This is a genomic window from Bacillus sp. F2HM (assembly GCF_019266135.1).
GTDB classification, from domain to species: Bacteria; Bacillota; Bacilli; order Bacillales; family Bacillaceae; genus Bacillus; species Bacillus safensis.
In genome coordinates this window covers 1-18,042 of sequence record NZ_LRMO01000008.1, presented here as the reverse complement: position 1 = coordinate 18,042, position 18,042 = coordinate 1, and the positions used below count along the sequence as shown (strand labels likewise).

The 18,042-nt window shown below is 40.2% G+C and carries 17 protein-coding genes, 1 tRNA gene, 1 other RNA gene, 1 pseudogene and 1 other annotated feature; of the genes and pseudogenes, 6 read left to right on the top strand and 14 right to left on the bottom strand.

Annotation, left to right across the window (positions count from 1 at the left end; translation table 11 throughout):
- Nucleotides 1-169 precede the first annotated feature (169 nt).
- From AWT60_RS05135 to tadA, 7 genes are all read right to left on the bottom strand, one after another.
- Nucleotides 170-433, bottom strand: a complete 264-nt coding sequence (locus AWT60_RS05135) for a pro-sigmaK processing inhibitor BofA family protein (RefSeq protein ID WP_034284261.1) — start codon at nucleotides 431-433, stop codon at nucleotides 170-172.
- A gap of 67 nt (nucleotides 434-500) precedes the next feature.
- A complete protein-coding gene (locus AWT60_RS05130; RefSeq protein WP_024425764.1) occupies nucleotides 501-725 on the bottom strand; it encodes a YaaL family protein in 225 nt (74 codons plus the stop codon).
- Nucleotides 726-743: 18 nt separating this feature from the next.
- Nucleotides 744-1,340, bottom strand: a complete 597-nt coding sequence (gene recR / locus AWT60_RS05125) for a recombination protein RecR (RefSeq protein ID WP_003218094.1) — start codon at nucleotides 1,338-1,340, stop codon at nucleotides 744-746.
- A gap of 15 nt (nucleotides 1,341-1,355) precedes the next feature.
- The gene (locus AWT60_RS05120; protein WP_008342011.1) at nucleotides 1,356-1,679 is read right to left on the bottom strand and encodes a YbaB/EbfC family nucleoid-associated protein; all 324 of its coding nucleotides are present in this window, start codon (nucleotides 1,677-1,679) and stop codon (nucleotides 1,356-1,358) included.
- 26 nt (nucleotides 1,680-1,705) lie between these two features.
- Complete coding sequence (gene dnaX / locus AWT60_RS05115) at nucleotides 1,706-3,418, bottom strand: DNA polymerase III subunit gamma/tau (protein ID WP_041106245.1); 1,713 nt, start codon at nucleotides 3,416-3,418, stop codon at nucleotides 1,706-1,708.
- A gap of 330 nt (nucleotides 3,419-3,748) precedes the next feature.
- Nucleotides 3,749-4,013, bottom strand: an RNA gene (gene ffs, locus AWT60_RS05110) — signal recognition particle sRNA large type.
- Nucleotides 4,014-4,089: 76 nt separating this feature from the next.
- Nucleotides 4,090-4,566: a tRNA adenosine(34) deaminase TadA gene (gene tadA, locus AWT60_RS05105; RefSeq protein ID WP_041106248.1), complete on the bottom strand. Its 477-nt coding sequence runs from the start codon at nucleotides 4,564-4,566 to the stop codon at nucleotides 4,090-4,092.
- A 79-nt stretch (nucleotides 4,567-4,645) separates the two neighbouring features.
- Here tadA and AWT60_RS05100 point away from each other — a divergent pair, with 79 nt between their 5' ends.
- From AWT60_RS05100 to AWT60_RS05085, 4 genes are all read left to right on the top strand, one after another.
- The gene (locus tag AWT60_RS05100) at nucleotides 4,646-5,200 is read left to right on the top strand and encodes a cysteine hydrolase family protein (protein ID WP_041106250.1); all 555 of its coding nucleotides are present in this window, start codon (nucleotides 4,646-4,648) and stop codon (nucleotides 5,198-5,200) included.
- A 99-nt stretch (nucleotides 5,201-5,299) separates the two neighbouring features.
- Complete coding sequence (locus AWT60_RS05095; protein WP_483861523.1) at nucleotides 5,300-6,547, top strand: glycosyl hydrolase family 18 protein; 1,248 nt, start codon at nucleotides 5,300-5,302, stop codon at nucleotides 6,545-6,547.
- An 85-nt stretch (nucleotides 6,548-6,632) separates the two neighbouring features.
- Nucleotides 6,633-7,256 carry a deoxynucleoside kinase gene (locus AWT60_RS05090; RefSeq protein ID WP_024425759.1) on the top strand — a complete coding sequence of 208 codons (624 nt, stop codon included), beginning with the start codon at nucleotides 6,633-6,635 and terminating at the stop codon, nucleotides 7,254-7,256.
- Nucleotides 7,253-7,912 (top strand): deoxynucleoside kinase, encoded by a 660-nt coding sequence (locus AWT60_RS05085; RefSeq protein WP_003218104.1) that lies wholly within the window; start codon nucleotides 7,253-7,255, stop codon nucleotides 7,910-7,912. Before AWT60_RS05090 ends, AWT60_RS05085 begins: the two co-directional genes overlap by 4 nt.
- Before the next feature lie 89 nt (nucleotides 7,913-8,001).
- On the opposite strand, the gene AWT60_RS05080 is transcribed toward AWT60_RS05085, so the two are convergent.
- The 5 genes and pseudogenes from AWT60_RS05080 to pdxS all read right to left on the bottom strand — a co-directional run bounded on the left by AWT60_RS05080 (nucleotide 8,002) and on the right by pdxS (nucleotide 12,244).
- Nucleotides 8,002-8,094, bottom strand: a tRNA-Ser gene (locus AWT60_RS05080).
- A 128-nt stretch (nucleotides 8,095-8,222) separates the two neighbouring features.
- Nucleotides 8,223-8,558: pseudogene (locus tag AWT60_RS18700) on the bottom strand (methyl-accepting chemotaxis protein); the annotation flags it as partial.
- Between the two features lie 596 nt (nucleotides 8,559-9,154).
- Nucleotides 9,155-10,429, bottom strand: a complete 1,275-nt coding sequence (gene serS, locus AWT60_RS05070; protein WP_024426746.1) for a serine--tRNA ligase — start codon at nucleotides 10,427-10,429, stop codon at nucleotides 9,155-9,157.
- Between the two features lie 49 nt (nucleotides 10,430-10,478).
- Nucleotides 10,479-10,695: a binding site (T-box leader), on the bottom strand.
- Between the two features lie 53 nt (nucleotides 10,696-10,748).
- Nucleotides 10,749-11,339 carry a pyridoxal 5'-phosphate synthase glutaminase subunit PdxT gene (gene pdxT / locus AWT60_RS05065; RefSeq protein WP_041106255.1) on the bottom strand — a complete coding sequence of 197 codons (591 nt, stop codon included), beginning with the start codon at nucleotides 11,337-11,339 and terminating at the stop codon, nucleotides 10,749-10,751.
- A gap of 20 nt (nucleotides 11,340-11,359) precedes the next feature.
- Nucleotides 11,360-12,244 (bottom strand): pyridoxal 5'-phosphate synthase lyase subunit PdxS, encoded by an 885-nt coding sequence (pdxS, locus tag AWT60_RS05060; protein WP_039175840.1) that lies wholly within the window; start codon nucleotides 12,242-12,244, stop codon nucleotides 11,360-11,362.
- Between the two features lie 246 nt (nucleotides 12,245-12,490).
- On the opposite strand from pdxS, the gene pdxR reads away from it, so the two are divergent.
- Entirely contained in the window at nucleotides 12,491-13,969 is a 1,479-nt protein-coding gene (gene pdxR, locus AWT60_RS05055) for a MocR-like pyridoxine biosynthesis transcription factor PdxR (protein ID WP_056767003.1), read from the top strand.
- Between the two features lie 41 nt (nucleotides 13,970-14,010).
- Here pdxR and AWT60_RS05050 read toward each other — a convergent pair whose 3' ends face one another.
- Nucleotides 14,011-15,336 carry a D-alanyl-D-alanine carboxypeptidase family protein gene (locus tag AWT60_RS05050; RefSeq protein ID WP_041106259.1) on the bottom strand — a complete coding sequence of 442 codons (1,326 nt, stop codon included), beginning with the start codon at nucleotides 15,334-15,336 and terminating at the stop codon, nucleotides 14,011-14,013.
- 160 nt (nucleotides 15,337-15,496) lie between these two features.
- The gene (gene guaB, locus AWT60_RS05045; protein WP_218676994.1) at nucleotides 15,497-16,963 is read right to left on the bottom strand and encodes an IMP dehydrogenase; all 1,467 of its coding nucleotides are present in this window, start codon (nucleotides 16,961-16,963) and stop codon (nucleotides 15,497-15,499) included.
- Nucleotides 16,964-17,084: 121 nt separating this feature from the next.
- Between guaB and AWT60_RS05040 the strand changes: the two genes are divergently transcribed.
- The coding region (locus tag AWT60_RS05040; RefSeq protein ID WP_101677502.1) for a YaaC family protein at nucleotides 17,085-18,042 on the top strand (958 nt) is incomplete at its 3' end.

Genomic DNA, 18,042 nt, shown 5'->3' with positions numbered 1-18,042 from the left:
TTAGTTTTCAAAGAACTTGTTTACCGCTTCAGAAGCGACTAGAACATCTTATCACATCCAAGTTGTTAGTGTCAACAACTTTTTTGTTATTATGTTTTTTCGTTTCTTCGTCATCAGCGACGTATATTAATTTACCACCCTATCGAATCAAAGTCAATAATATTTTTCATTAAATAATAAACTTTTCAATGACGATTAAAGCTGCTACGCCCGGAATACCCAATAAACCACTAATTCCACTCGTTACAGGGTTAATAGAGACATGTAACCCTAGACTCTCGCCAAATAGGTTGAGGCAAAATAAAAAAAGAGCGCCTGCTACAAACTTCACTCCGATAAGCCCTAACCATTTGAATGGATTCGCCTGCACACCTGACATAAACAACAATAGCACAGCTAGCAAAATTGACCCGATCACAATAACAGGTTCCATAATCCTCTCATCTCCTCTTCATATTGAATAGTACAAGCATATGAGAGGACTATGTATAATAGACCTGCTATTTCCAGTTGTTTAAACGTAAATTCCTCTTTTTCGCTTCTCTCAGATAGAAAAAGTACTTCGCTTGAGCAAGCTTTAATTCGAATAGAATGTCCGGTGAAGGCTCAACGCTATTTGCGACAAGCTTTTTTTGTCTGTTCCATTCTTCCTTTTGCTTAAAAAGCTGTTGAATTAATTTCTCATCGAATTCTTTTCGAATTGATTTTCTGCGAAGAAAACCCATGTACCGTACTTCTCCTTCCTACATCTCACGTCTGCCTTCTAGAGCCTTAGACAGTGTAACTTCATCCGCATACTCTAAATCCCCGCCTACTGGAAGTCCGTGAGCAATGCGAGAGAGTTTAATTCCTGATGGTTTTAACAATCTGGAGATATACATGGCTGTTGCTTCTCCTTCAATGTTTGGATTGGTTGCAAGGATTACCTCTGTCACTTGATCGTCTTGCAATCTTTTTAATAGGTCAGGAATTTTAATATCCTCTGGGCCAATTCCGTCCATTGGCGAAATGGCACCATGAAGCACATGATATAAGCCGTTGTATTCTTTCATTTTTTCCATTGCGATTACATCTTTTGGATCCTGCACTACACAGATAACAGATTGATCTCTTCTTGTATCTTCACAAATATAGCAAGGATCTTGGTCTGTGATATGACCGCATACCGAACAATAAGTTAAATTACGCTTTGCATTTACAAGCGCCTTCGCAAAATCTAGTACGACATCTTCCTGCATACTAAGAACAAAAAAAGCCAGACGGACCGCAGTTTTCGGTCCGATTCCTGGCAATTTCATAAAGCTGTCAATCAGCTTTGATATTGGTTCAGGATATTGCATCTTCAGTTATTCCTCCTAGAATAAACCTGGCATGTTCATTCCTTTTGTGAATTGACCCATCGTTTCATTCGTTAGCTCATCGACTTTTTTCAATGCATCGTTTGTCGCAGCAAGTACAAGATCTTGAAGCATATCGATATCTTCTGGATCAACAACTTCTTCATTAATTGCTACATCAACGACTTCTTTTTGTCCATTTACTTTGACAGTGACCATACCGCCACCAGCTGTACCTTCAAGAACTTTTTCTGCAAGCTCTTCTTGAGCCTTCGCCATATCCTTTTGCATTTTTTGCATTTGTTTCATCATTTTTTGCATATTTCCCATTCCACCGCGCATATGAACACCACTCTCTTTCATTTTTATTAATCTTTAATTTCAATTAAATCAGTTCCTACTAATTTTTTTGCTTCCGCAATCAATGGATCCTCTTCAGTAGAAGTTCCCTGACCATCTGCTTGTTCATCCGGCTGATGATCTCTTAAAAATTCTTCTCTTATTTTACCCCATTGAGCGTCAGGAACGCCAACTAATTCCACTCTTTTTCCTAACATAGACTCTAGCAGTTGTTCAAGATTGGTCCGAACACCGCTTTTATCTTCAGCAACCATTTTACAATGTATTTCAAATTTGAATTTTAAAACAAAGGCATGCGAAGCAGCCGCCACTGGCTCACTGTCCGTTAATAACGCAGCGTGAGACACCTTATTCTGCTGTTTCAACTGGGCAAGGAGCTCTCCCCATTTGCCTTTAATTTTTTCTAACTCAGGCCGTTTCGCTTCTTTTAGAATCTCATGAATTCGGCCGACAGGAGCACGATAGCCATTTTTATTACTTGTTTGTGGTCGAGGCGCCTCCTTTTTTTCTTGAGGGCTATGAGATGGAGACATTGGTACACCTTCGGCTCTTAGCCTCGATAGTTCCTGTTCCAGCCTGTTTATTTTATCTGTTAGCGCCGTTAAATCAGCGTCAGCATGGCCTTGTGTCAATCCTGCTGTTGACTGACACAGCTTTACAACAGCTACCTCAAAGAAAATCCTTGGATGATTTGTCCATTTCATTTCTTGGTGGCTTTTATTCAGGACTTCAATGGTTTCATACAGAAACTGAGGTGTCACACGATCTGACAGCGCCACGAAACTTTCGTCGACCTTTACCTTTTCAAGAACCCCCTCGAGATCTGGTGCCGTTTTATAAAGCAGCATATCTCTAAAGTAAAAAATCATATCCTCTATTAATTTAGCAGCATCTTTCCCCTGCTGGAGCAATTCATTTAATGTATCTAACGCTGTGGCAATATTTTGATCAAAAATTGCTTCAGCAAGCTGACTAATGAAATGCTGCGATACAGCACCTGTAATGAGCAGCGCATCATCAATTGTCAATTGTTCACCACTAAATGAGATCGCTTGATCCAAGAGACTTAGTGCATCACGCATACCGCCATCAGCTGCACTAGCAATAATCTCGAGCGAACCCTCCTGTACGTCAAGGCCTTCTGCATCTACAATTTTCTCCATTCTTCCAACAATATCTTTAGTCGTGATTCGTTTAAAATCAAACCGCTGACAACGAGATATGATGGTAAGAGGAATCTTATGGGGCTCTGTGGTAGCCAAAATAAAGATACAATGAGCAGGCGGTTCTTCCAGCGTTTTAAGGAGAGCATTAAATGCACCGATAGAGAGCATATGTACTTCATCTATAATATAAACCTTATATGTAACCGCCGAAGGAGCAAATTTCACTTTATCACGTATATCCCGGATTTCATCTACCCCGTTATTCGAGGCAGCATCTATTTCAATCACGTCTGAAATTGAACCGTTTGTAATCCCTTTACAGGCATCACATTCATTACACGGCTCGCTAACAGGTGACTTTTCACAGTTCACTGCCTTAGCAAAGATTTTGGCAGCACTTGTTTTACCTGTTCCTCTAGGACCTGAAAATAAGTAAGCATGAGAAAACTTTTTCTGCAAAAGGGCATTTTGCAACGTTTTTGTGATGTGTTCTTGTCCAACAACATCCTCAAAAACTTGAGGTCTGAACACTCGATATAAAGCTTGATAACTCACAAATACGCCCTCCTCCATTTATCATCCTTTTCATTATACATGATGCACCGATCAATTCAAAAGCACACCTTTATTTTCTAATATGCCAATAAGATGATTTCAACTAGAGATTTTCTACTTTCCATGTATTAAAAACGTATTTTCTAGCTTTGTAAAAAGACCTGAAACTCCAAACAGAACACCAGTTCTTTTTACGTTTAGTGAAAAAAACAAATGGCACCAAAAAGACTTTTTATCTATTTGTATCACCAAAGCATTTAAGCTATTCTTTGAACAGCAACAAAAAACTCACCTAGTTAAACTAGATGAGTTACATTTAATATTGATTTACCGTGCACCTTCTGTCGATTCGCTACCCCAAGCGTTACTTAAACAGTTAGCTCGGCCCAGGCAACCCTGCGGCACATGAGAGGTTTCACTTAATGCTGCTTCCTTCCGGACCTGACATGGTTCATGAATTCCCATTGCGCAGGACCCAGACGTCAACACCACTTATTTAAGGCAGACCTTGAAGTAAACGAACCTCGAGAAGGGATTCGGCCTCGCTAGAGCGGATTGCGAGTACAGGGCACCGCTACCTCCCCGCTTAGCACGGCAAAATGAATATTAAATTGTTAGTGACGCAGACATAAGTATACCTTCTTATAGCTCAAATTGCAAACGACATCCATTCATTTACTTTTGGCTTGTTTCTTTCGCTGACGGAGATTTCGGAAGAACTGACTTAACAGCTCACCACACTGATTTTCAAGTACACCACCGATGACCTCAGACTGATGATTGAACCGTTCATCATCCAGTAAATTCATTAAAGTACCTGCGCATCCACCTTTTGGATCGTATGCACCAAAAACGACCTTTTTCACTCTAGAGAGAACAATAGCACCCGCACACATTGGGCATGGCTCAAGCGTAACGTAAAGCACAGCATCTTCTAAACGCCAGCTCCCTGTCGCTTTACATGCTTCATCAATAGCAAGTAATTCTGCATGTGCAATCGAACGCTGCTCACTTTCCCTTAAATTATGAGCCCGGCTCACGATTTGATCATCAACAACAATGATCGCACCAATCGGCACTTCCCCTATTTGTTCTGCTTTTAAGGCTTCAGAAATGGCTTCTTGCATAAACTGTTCATCTTTCGTCATGGCACGGCTCTCTTTTCATGTTTTTTAAAAGGAAATTGAGGTTAACATATTATCACAATCTTTTAAAGGGGGTCTTATTTTGTCAAAGCAAACAAAGGCGCTACTTATTATCGACATGATTAATGATTTTGATTTTGAAATGGGACATGTGCTTGCAGAAAAAACAGAGCAAATGACCAATAAAATTTTAGCTCTTAAACAACATGCTTTCAAGGAAAATTGGCCAATCATTTATATCAACGATCACTACGGACTTTGGAAGGCTGATATCCAAGCTGTTTTGGAAACATGCAAAAATGAAAGAAGCGCTCCTATTTTAGAGAAAATGACACCATCTAAAGATAATTACTTCTTAATTAAACCTAAGCATTCTGCCTTCTACGGTACTGCACTAGAGACACTCTTAAATGAATTAGGTGTTGAGGACATTATTCTAACTGGAATTGCCGGAAACATTTGCGTTTTGTTCACTGCAAATGACGCATACATGCGAGAATACAATCTAATTGTACCTAAAGATTGTATCGCTTCAAATGACGACAGAGATAACAACTACGCTTTAACGATGATGGAGAACGTTCTTCTAGCCAAAATCACTACCGCTAAGGAAATCACGAATGAAAATCAAACATGATTTAGCTATAACCCTCATAAATTGTTAGCAATAACAAAGGGGGCGTTGACTATTCAAATTTATGTTGTCAAAAGAGGAGATACTTTAAACGACATTGCTATGCGTTTTAAAACGACAGTCAATGAAATTATCCGTACTAACGAAGTCGAAACACCAAATCAACTCGTCATTGGACAAACAATTGTCATTCCAATTAGAGGTCAATTTTATGAGGTCAAACAAAATGACACACTATATCAAATTGGTAGACGGTTTCAAATCTCAGTGGAAGAATTGGCACGCGTGAACAGAATTCGGCCTGAAGCGATACTGCCTATTCGTTTCTTGCTCTATATTCCACAAAGACCGAAAAGGAACATTAATTCCAATGCTTATATTGAACCACGGGGAAATCAAGTCAGTGAAAACTTAAAGCAGGCAGCTAGAGAGGCCTCCCCATACTTGACCCATTTAGAAGTCTTTAGTTTTCAAGCACAAAGAGATGGGACACTGCGAGAACCACCGTTAGACCAACTACCCCAGATTGCCGCTCAGAACAGAACTGTATTAACCATGGTGGTGACAAATCTAGAGAATGAAAAATTCAGTGATGAACTTGGGCGTATTCTTTTAACTAACCAATCTGTCAAAACGGCATTTTTAAATGAAATTGTTCGTGTTGCCAAAAAGTATCAATTCAAGGAAGTCCATTTTGATTTTGAATATTTACGCCCTGCTGATAAAGATGCTTATATTCAATTTTTAAGAGAAGCAACAGCGCGTTTCCATCAAGAAGGATGGACAATATCTGTTGCACTTGCACCAAAAACAAGTAGTCAGCAAAAGGGCAAATGGTATGAAGCCCATGACTATGAAGCGATCGGTAAGATCGTCGATCATGTTGTGTTGATGACCTATGAATGGGGGTACAGCGGCGGCCCTCCACAAGCTGTCTCTCCAATTGGACCTGTCCGCCAAGTCATTGAATATGCATTAACTGTCATACCGGCCAATAAAATTGTAATGGGGCAGAATTTATACGGCTATGATTGGACACTTCCTTTCGTCCAGGGCGGCCCCATAGCCAAAGCCGTCAGTCCTCAACAAGCAATTGCACTTGCTAGAGAGCACAATGTCTCTATCTTATACGACGAAACAGCACAGGCACCCCATTTTCGTTATACAGATGCCAACAACAAAGAGCATGAGGTCTGGTTCGAAGACGCTAGATCAATTCAAGCAAAGTTCAACCTCATCAAAGAGCTAAATTTGAACGGCATTGCTTATTGGAAATTAGGTCTATCTTTCCCACAAAATTGGCTCTTATTATCAGATCAATTTAATATTGAAAAAAGAACGACATCGTAATCCATTCACTCTATCTATTAGAAGGGGTATGGTACAATATACATTGGTTTGACAACTTTAACTTTATAGATAGAGGAGAACGCCTATGTATCCTGCCCCTTTTATTGCAGTGGAAGGCCCGATTGGAGCCGGAAAAACAACTTTGGCTACAATGCTTGCGAAGGAATTTCAATTTCCTTTAGTAAAAGAGATTGTAGAAGAAAATCCATTCTTAGATAAATTTTATGAAGATATGGAACAATGGAGCTTTCAGCTTGAGATGTTCTTTTTATGCAATCGGTTCAAACAGTTAGAATCAATTGAAGAAAACTATGTGAATAAACAGCAGCCAGTTGTCACTGATTATCACGTCTATAAAAATATGATATTTGCAGAAAGAACATTATCAAAAAAGCACATGGATAAATACAGAAAGATCTATCATCTGCTAACAGATGATCTTCCTAAACCAAATGCCATGATCTATATAAAAGCCAGCCTTCCCACCTTACTTGAAAGAATACAGATGAGAGGACGCTCTTTTGAAGAAGACATTGACCCAGCTTATTTAAAAACACTCATTGAAGATTATGAGCTGGCTATTGAACATTTAAAACAGACTGAGCCAGGGCTTCCTATCATTACAATTGAAGGAGATCATACAGACTTCGTTTCCTCACAGCAAGATTACCAGCAAATTGTACAGAACATAAAGGAGCAAGTGCTATGAACAATATCGAAATACCAAAGGACGCAGTCATCACAATTGCCGGGACTGTTGGTGTCGGCAAATCAACTATGACCAAAACAATAGCGGACAAGCTAGGGTTTCAAACCTCTCTTGAAAAAGTAGATGATAACCCATATTTAGAGCCTTTTTATTCAGATTTCCAAAGATGGAGCTTCCACTTACAGGTCTATTTCTTAGCTGAGCGTTTTAAGGAGCAAAAGCGGATTTTTGAATCTGGCGGAGGATATGTACAAGATCGTTCCATTTATGAGGATACTGGCATTTTTGCAAAAATGCATGCGGACAAAGGTACGATGTCTGAGGTTGATTATGAAACGTATACAAGCCTATTTGAGGCGATGGTGATGACACCTTACTTCCCTCACCCTGATGTCCTCATCTATCTACACGGGGATTTAGATCATATTTTACATCGTATTGAAGAACGCGGCAGAGAGATGGAAACTCAAACTGACCGAGCTTATTGGGAAGAAATGTACACTCGATACACGGAATGGATCGAACAATTTGATTTATGCCCAGTGATTAAAATTAATATTGAAGATTATGACTTACTTCATGATGAAAGCTCACTTGATCCCATTCTTCACGAAATAGCTTCTGTTATTCAAAAAAATCGCTCTAAAACAAAATAAAAAAAACCGCTGCATTCGCGAAATGCAGCGGTTTGACAATTTCCAATTTTTATGCTTGCGTTCAATTCAACTAAGGTAAAAAATCAATATGGCGGAGGAAGAGGGATTCGAACCCCCGCGGGCTTTGACACCCCTGTCGGTTTTCAAGACCGATCCCTTCAGCCGGACTTGGGTATTCCTCCGTATCGACAAGAATTAATATACCATATCATTTTATTTGAAGTCAACATCTTTTCGAAAAAAAATTCAATATGTGATTTTGGCATGATGATTGCCTATAAAAAAGCAGCCATTGACGGCTGCTCTCGATCTATTTCGTATCCTGTCTAATTTCTTCAATAAACTGATTCATCTCTACTTTAAACTCATTTAATGACTCGATAATCTTCGTAAAGTCTGTCACTTGTTTGGCTTGTTCATTTGTTGAGCTGCTGATTTGTGAGATGTTTTCAGACAGAGTGCCAATGCTGTCTTGGATTTCTTTTAAAAATGTATTAATGGTTTCAGCCGCTTCCTTCGAGCCATCTGATAATTTGCGAACTTCATCAGCAACGACAGCAAACCCTTTTCCGTTCTCACCTGCTCTTGCGGCTTCAATTGCAGCATTTAAACCGAGCAGATTTGTTTGTCTAGCGATTCCGCCAATGGTTTTGACGACTTCTTCAATATTCGCAGATTTCTCTTCCGCTCTTCCTGCCTGTTCGCTTATTTCTAAACTTGTGGCAGCCAGCTCTTGTGAATGTGCAGCAATTTGCTCAATTCCACCTTGGAGTTCTTTCGCTACTTTATTGATTTGCTCCATATAACCGCTTAATTTCTTTTCACGATGATGTGAAAATGCCACTAAAAAAGAGCCAATTACTTTTCTATCTTCATCAAAAATCGGGTAACCTTTTACAGCAATTTCATAACCATATAAATGCTCTGGTAAATGACCGTCATATTCTTGTCCTCTTAATGTCGTCGCCACATTTTGGTCTTCTGGGTTCAATGGGTCTCCAACTTTCATACCAAAATCTATTGTGTTAGATGGGTAATAACAAAGTATCTTCTCTGTATCTGTGATGCCGAAAAGAATACTTTCATCTAGTACCTTTCTAAGTAAATGAGCCATTTCAACATAATAGTCAAGCCTATTCAAGGTTATTCCTTCTTTCCTAGAAGCTTTTAATTTTTTTATCGGCTAAATTCAGGAAAACTGTAGGACTTTTGGTAAAAAGAAAAAGATGCCTTGACGGCATCTTATTTCATCACTTCTTTATTTCCCATATAAGGACGCAGTACTTCAGGAATGATCACTGTGCCGTCCTCTTGTTGATAGTTTTCTAAAATAGCCGCTACAGTTCTTCCTACCGCTAATCCAGATCCATTTAATGTGTGGACATGTTCTGGCTTCGCTTTAGGCTCTGGACGGAAACGAATGTTTGCACGTCTTGCCTGGAATGCTTCGAAGTTACTGCAAGAAGAAATTTCACGGTACGTATTCTGGCTCGGAATCCACACTTCGATATCGTATTTCTTCGCAGCTGTGAAGCCTAAATCTCCCGTACACATGCTCATGACACGGTATGGCAGGTTCAATAGCTGAAGAACTTTTTCTGCTTGATTTGTTAATTTCTCTAATTCTTCATAAGAATCTTCTGGTCTGACAAATTTCACAAGCTCTACCTTGTTAAATTGATGCTGACGGATGAGTCCACGTGTATCTCTGCCAGCAGATCCAGCTTCTGATCTAAAGCAAGCACTGAATGCTGCATAGTTGATTGGCAGCTGTTCGCCTTCGAGGATTTCGTCACGATGCATGTTCGTAATTGGCACTTCAGCTGTTGGAATGAGGAAGTAATCTTCTTCACGTATTTTAAAGGCATCCTCTTCGAATTTTGGAAGCTGACCAGTTCCTGTCATGCTCGCTCTGTTGACCATATAAGGTGGAAGCACTTCAGTAAAACCAAACTCATCCACATGTAAATCGAGCATAAAGTTATACAATGCGCGCTCTAAGCGGGCGCCAAGCCCTTTATAAAAAACGAAACGGCTTCCTGTCACTTTTCCTGCACGTTCAAAATCAAGGATTTTTAGCTCATCAGCTACGTCCCAATGTGGTTTTGGTTCAAATGAGAAGGCTGGCTGTTCGCCCCATTTTCTCACTTCCACGTTGTCGTCTTCTGTTTCACCAACTGGTACAGAGTCATGAGGGATATTTGGAATTGAGAACAGGATGTGCTGCAGGCTCTCTTCTACTGTTCTTAGCTCATCATCCAGCTTCTTGATCTCATCTCCTACCTCACGCATTTCTTGAATAATGTGATCGGCGTCTTTCTTTTCTCTTTTTAGAACGGCCACTTGCTGTGATACTTCATTTCTTCGGCTCTTTAATTCTTCTGTTTTCCCGATTAATTCTCTTCTTTTTTGATCTAGCTCACCAAACTTATCAAAATCCGCTAAATCTTCGCCTCGGTGTGCTAATTTTTCTTTGATTTGATCAAAGTCCGTGCGCAGTTGTTTAATATCAAGCATGTGTAACACTCCTTTTTTTATCGAAAAATAAAAAGAGCCCTCATCCCATGAAAGGGACGAGAGCTCTCGCGTTGCCACCCTGATTGAAAACATGCAGAAGCATGCTTTCCTCTTTCCTCTGTAACGGTATCACCGTAAATGCTTACTTCTCGTGTTTCAGCATTTCGCTCAAGGATGGATTCAGAATGCATCTTTCACCGATTCTCACCAACCATCGGCTCTCTGAGAAAGAGGGGCTTCTTACTATTTCCCGTCAACGCTTTTTCGATCTTTGATTGTGATTTTAATGTACTATAAGTTTTATCTCTTTTCAACCGTTTTATACAGCAAGCTTCGTTTTGTAGGACTTCACCATGTCTACAAACAGCTGTGTTAACCGGTGATCGTCTGTCAGCTCTGGATGAAAAGAGCAGCCTAAGATATTGTTTTCTTTCGCCATCACAATCCTGCCATCATATTCAGCCATGATTTCTACGTCATTATCTGCGCTGATGATATGAGGCGCACGGATGAATACCCCTGTAAACGGGGCATCCAGTCCTTTTACTTCTAAATCTGCTTCAAAGCTGTCTACCTGTCTGCCAAAAGAGTTCCGTGCAACAGATACATTTAATAGGCCAAGATGAGCATCTTCTCGATCTTCGATATGCTTTGCCAGCATAATCAAACCGGCACATGTCCCGAAAATCGGTTTCCCTTGAGCAGCGAACGCCTTGATCGGTTCAATGAATTGGTACGTATCCATAAGTCTCCTCATCGTCGTACTTTCTCCACCAGGGATAATCAAACCGTCAACGGATTCTAGCTCTTCTACTCGTTTGATGATCTTTCCTTCTGCGCCGCAGGCTTCAATCGATTGAATATGCTCTCTCACCGCTCCTTGAAGCCCTAGTACACCAATTGTCAGCATGTTCGTTTGCGCTCCCTTAATTACCAGCCACGCTCTTGCATACGTTCTTCTGGCAGTAGATTTGAAATTTCAATTCCTTTCATAGCTGTTCCAAGCTCTTTTGAAAGTTCTGCAATAAGACGGTAATCAGTGTAATGAGTCGTTGCTTCAACAATTGCTTTTGCAAATTTAGCTGGATTGTCTGATTTGAAAATACCAGATCCGACAAATACACCGTCTGCGCCAAGCTGCATCATTAACGCAGCATCTGCTGGTGTCGCAACGCCTCCTGCTGCAAAGTTCACAACTGGCAGCTTGCCGTCTCTTTTGATTTGCAGCAATAATTCATAAGGCGCGCCAAGATTCTTGGCTTCTGTCATCAGTTCATCTTCACTCATAGCCGATACTTTACGAATCTGAGCATTGACCTTTCTCATATGACGAACAGCTTCTACGATGTTGCCTGTCCCAGGTTCTCCTTTTGTACGAAGCATAGAAGCGCCTTCTGCGATACGGCGGGTTGCCTCACCTAAGTCACGGCATCCACAGACAAAAGGTACTGTGTATTCATTTTTATTTAAATGGAATTCCTCATCTGCGGGCGTCAGCACTTCACTCTCATCGATATAATCAACACCAAGTGCTTCAAGAACACGAGCCTCGACGATGTGGCCGATACGTGCTTTTGCCATGACTGGAATCGTTACTGCATTTTGTACTTCCTCTACGATTCTTGGGTCTGCCATACGGGCAACACCGCCTGCTGCACGGATATCAGCTGGTACTCGTTCTAGTGCCATGACTGCCACCGCACCTGCTTCTTCTGCAATTTTTGCCTGCTCCGCATTGACGACATCCATAATGACGCCACCCTTTTGCATTTCTGCCATTCCACGTTTCACTCGTTCAGTTCCCTTATTGCTCACAATAGTTTCCTCCCATTTGTCTATTCGATTCATTCAACATCTTTATCATACAAGCGAGGAAGTATAACAATAAAGAGAATAGTATAACAATTCAACCAACGGATAAAAAAGGATAACCCCTTGTATATAAAGGATTTTCAGCTAAAAACATGTCGTTTTCTCTTTCAAGTGTGATTTACATGCTATAATACAACTATAACAATTAAAAATCATGTATAACAATTTTGCATTCTATGGAGGGGTTTCATGCATATTGATATCCATCGACACTCTGATACATCTCTTTCAAATCAAATTTACTTTTCAATCATCGATCACATTCAATCGGGTTTGCTTCAGCAAGGAGAAAGGCTGCCAACTGTCCGTGATTTAGCTAAGCAGCTGAATGTGAGTCTTGTCACGGCAGCTAAGGCATACACCCGATTAAAGGACGATGGATATTTAACGACAGTGCAAGGTAAAGGCACTTTTGTGGATGAGCAGCAAGAGCAGGCAGAGACCCCGGTTCCATCATCTACTTCTTTCGATTGGCAGTTGTCGATTCCAGATTATTTACCACGGTCTCAATTCGCCCAGTATCACTATGTCGAAGAAGCCATTAACCTTTCTTCCTCTATGATCGATCCAGGTCTTTTGCCAAACCGGTATTTAGAAAAAGAAATGCAGCATGTACTAGCCAGACATCCTCAAATCATGTCGAAGTATGGAGAAATACAAGGTGATCTTCAGCTGCGACAGGTCATTCAATCTTTTTTAGAAAAGTTGGATGTGCCATCTACACCTGAAAATATTCTTGTAACAAGTGGTTCTCAGCAAGGGCTTGATTTGGTGGCACGTACGTTTATTGGGCCGGATGATGTGGTTGTCATGGAAGCACCGACCTATCCCGGGGCCATTGATGTCTTTATGGGCAGAGGAGCAAGAATCATTACCGTCCCTGTCGATCATGAAGGGATGAACATGAAGCAGCTTCAAAGCATTTGTGATAAATATAAACCGAAGCTCATCTATACGATTCCTACTTTTCACAGTCCGACAGGGGCCAGTATGTCGATGAAACGCAGAAAACAGCTTCTCTTACTGGCTCAAAGCATAGATTGTCTCATTGTAGAAGATGACCCTTATCGTGAGCTTTATTTTGAAAAGAAACCGCCAGCACCTATTAAAAGCTTGGACCATGATGGACACGTCATTTATTTACGAGGGTTAAGTAAAACACTGGCTCCAGGATGCAGAATAGGGATTATCACCGCATCAGGCTCGATATTTAACCGCTTATTAGCTGCAAAGGCCAATAATGACTTAGGCAGCCCTCTCCTCACACAAAAGGCCATATTGCCGTTTCTGACATCGAAGAAAATGATTGATCATACGAAGAAGCTAAGAACCGCCTTGAAGGTGAGACGCGATTTGATGATGGATGTGTTAACGAAGTACGCACCAAAAGATGTAACTTGGCAAATTCCACAGGGCGGGCTCAATTTATGGCTCAGCTTTCCTTCTTGGGTCGATACACGAGCACTGTTACATGAGGCACGTAAGCATCAAATTACTTTTCTACCTGGCTCTGTCTGCTATCCTGGAGAACCGAAACAGAATTATATCCGCCTCAGCTTTTCTTATGTGAATGAAAAAGCACTGGCCGAGGGCGTGGAAAAGTTATGTGGTATTTTTCAGCAAGCCTTGTCCACTCCTCAAAATCAGAAGCAATCGCTCTTCTTTTAACGATAAAAAAACTGCTCTCATGTATAGAGAGCAGTTTTTTATTAGAACCAGCCTTTTACTGTGTCAACGATTCCGCCCCAAATGCCAGCGAAGAATCCACCTACACCGCGCATTGCAAGGATGAACCAGTTTGCTTTTTCATCGCTTGTTTTCGTCACAAGCTCAACACCTGATTGGTCTTTATTTAAATAACCGTAGTCCTTCTCATCACCAGAATAAGAAGTCGTCAGCATGCCAACCTTCGTTCCTTTTTTAATAGGAGCTTCTAGTTTCTTTTTTTCGATATTTACTTTTGCTTTATAGCTCTTTTCGTCACCATTTTTTACTGGCACAGAAAATGCTTCTTTCGTCACAACAGGTACTTCTTTATCTTTGCCTTTATCCACTTCGATGTTTTCATGTCCTTTAATTTGTTGATCTTTTTTGTACATTTCTTTCATCGTGAAGTTTTTAAACGCATAGTCGAATAGTTTTTTTGCCACGTCGAAACGTGCTGTATGAAGATTACCTTTTGCATTCAAGATAACTGCGATGACACGCATGTCACCTTGTTTTGCTGTACCTGTGAAGCTAGAACCGGCTGAATCTGTAGATCCTGTTTTCAGACCGTCAACACCTTTATATTCCTTCACAAGTCCTTTAAGCATGAAGTTCCAGTTAGGCATGTCCATTTCATCGTCCGTGCCTTCTCTGAACTTTGTTTTCGCAATACTTGCTGTTTCAAGAATTTCTGGATGGTCTTTGATGAGATGCTGTGCAAGCAAAGCCATATCTTTTGCAGATACTTCACTTTCTTCATCAGGCCCTGTACCTTTTGGCTGTTGGCCATGTAAGTCTTTATTTTCCAGACCAGTTGCATTCACGAATTTGTAGTTTGTTAAACCAAGTTCTTTTGCTTTTGCGTTCATTTTTTCAACAAATTTCGATTCTGATCCAGCGATCACTTCTGCTAAACCAATCGCTGCTGCATTTGCCGAATAAATAGCCGTTGCTTGATAAAGTTCTTTTACTGTATACGAACCATCTTTTCTCAAAGGAACGTTGGATAAGCTGCGGTCCTGAGAAATTTCGTATACATAATCATCTGGCGTATACTTTTGATCCCATTTCACTTTTCCTTCAGCAATTGCCTCTAGTAATAGATACTCTGTCATCATTTTTGCCATACTTGCAATAGGCAGTCTTTGATCTGCGTTTTTACTATAAAGAATTTTACCTGTAGAAGCTTCAATAAGGATCGCTGCTTTCGCATTCACACTGAATGGATCTTCAGCAGCTTTTGCTTTGGACATTGGTGTAAATGCTGTAACAATCAATGCCAATGCAAGGATAGAGACCATAAGCTGTTTCAATATCTTGCTGTTCAATCGTCATACCTCCGTATTCATCTTTTTTCGACGTTTTTCATATATATGTAATCCACAAGGGCTTATCTCAACACAACAGTATAAATTTTATCACAATAAAGACAAAAAAAATAGACAGAGTCATAGACCCTGTCAAATGTAATTTGATTGTCACAATTTATCAAGAAATTGTGTAGTTTGGTGATTCTTTTGTAATTTGTACATCATGTGGATGACTCTCACGAAGTCCTGCACCCGTCATACGAATGAATTGTGCTTCTTCTCTAAGAGTGCGTAAATCTTGTGTTCCACAATAACCCATACCAGAACGAATACCGCCAACTAGTTGATACACTGTATCAACGACTGGCCCTTTGTATGGTGTACGGCCTTCAATACCTTCAGGAACGAATTTTTTATTATCTTCTTGGAAGTAACGATCTTTACTTCCTTTTTCCATTGCAGCGACAGAACCCATACCACGATAAACTTTGAATCGTCTACCTTGGAAAATTTCTGTTTCTCCTGGGCTTTCAGATGTACCAGCTAGAAGGCTTCCAAGCATAACAGCATGTCCGCCAGATGCTAATGCTTTCACGATATCACCTGAATATTTAATTCCACCATCTGCAATAATAGCTTTACCATGTTTTCTTGCTTCTGTTGCACAGTCATAGATCGCTGTGATTTGTGGTACACCGACACCTGCAACAACACGTGTTGTACAAATAGATCCTGGTCCGATACCGACTTTCACAATATCTGCTCCTGCTTCAAACAATGCTTTTGTTGCTTCAGCTGTTGCAACATTACCAGCAATGATATTAAGAGAAGGATACGTTTCACGGATTTTCGATACAGTGTTTAGAACACCTTGAGAATGACCGTGTGCTGTATCAATGACAATGACATCCACATTGGCTTCGACTAATTTTTTCACACGTGTCATTGTATCGCTAGTGACACCAACAGCGGCACCAACAATTAAACGGCCATGCGCATCTTTAGAGGAGTTAGGGAATTCAATCACTTTTTCAATATCTTTGATTGTGATAAGACCTTTTAACGTTCCTTCGTCATCTAAAAGAGGTAATTTTTCAATCTTGTACTGCTGTAGGATTTTTTCAGCTTCTTCTAATGTTGTACCAACAGAAGCTGTCACAAGTTCCTCTTTTGTCATCACGTCGCTAATCTTCATTGAATAATCCGAAATAAAACGAAGGTCACGGTTCGTAATAATACCAACAAGCTTTTGGTCTTGTTCGTTGTTGACAATCGGCACACCTGAAATACGGTATTTACCCATCAAATGCTCTGCATCAAATACTTGATGCTCTGGTGTTAAGAAGAATGGATTTGTAATAACGCCGCGCTCTGAACGTTTTACTTTATCCACCTGTTCTGCTTGCTGTTCAATGGACATGTTCTTATGAATAATACCAAGACCACCTTGACGTGCCATTGCAATCGCCATTTGTGATTCCGTCACTGTGTCCATTCCCGCACTGATAATTGGAATGTTTAGCTTTAATGTGCTTGTTAGCTCCACTGATAAATCGACATCACGCGGAAGTACTTCAGACTTTGCTGGAACAAGCAAAACATCGTCAAACGTCAAACCTTCTTTTGAAAATTTACTTTCCCACATTAGTAAATCCCCCTCTTTTCGGCAAAATATTATATGTAGATTATCAACTAGCAAACAGCATGTCAAGGAAGCAACAAACAGTTGCAATTTTTAGAAAATATAAAGAGAGTTGAGGAAGAAGATGAAAAGTTCAGGATGGAAGGATTTAAAACGTTTTTACTCGCTCGAAACCTCCCAAAAGTTTCTATTTCAACAATATGAGAAACGGAACATTCAAGATGCAAACCAGCAAGCCTATAAAAACTGTGAACGATTTATTTACTTTCTAAAACATGGCCATACGTTTTATGAACAGGCTGCGATCGCGCCTCTAGAACTTAAACCCATTTTATTGTTTTATGGAATGGCACAGCTACTTAAAGCATGTTTGCTGACAGTGGATCCCCATTATCCTTCTCAAACCTCTGTTTTAGCTCATGGCGTAACATCGAGAAAGAGAAAGAAACAGCATTACCGTTTTAGTGAAGATGAGGTGAAAATTCAAAGAAATGGGCTATGTATGCATGTGTTAAAGCATCTATTTCAATTAAATGGTCTTGAAGATGAGCGATTTACGATGATCCATCTCCTGTCTAAAATACCTGAAATGAGTCATATTCTTGAGTTTCAAAAGCAGCCCTCGACATTAGTTAAAGTAGAAAAGGCTAATGGAATGATGATTCAAGATCATATTCCATTACTTTATAACATGTCTGCTGAACGCTTTATTGAATACTTTGAGTTCCATACAAGCTGGAAACTTAAACAGAGAGAGGCTAAAAAACTAACGTTTGATGTATTTCTTGAAGAAAACCCAGCTCTTGCTACTCATCTTCATTATGATTTAGAAATGGATCAATGGTTTATACCGTCAACACGAGATGCTTTTCTAGGGATTCCTGAGATCATCAGCCATTACTTATTGATGTATAACCTTAGTATGATTGCCCGCTACGAAACAGAATGGTGGTACGAGCTGCTGTCTCAATACATTAGCGATGATTACGTCATGATTGAACGATACATGGAGATTGCAGAAGAGAAATTCCCAGCATACATCATGATGCTGTTAGAAGAAAACACAAAAAAGACCAGTTCCG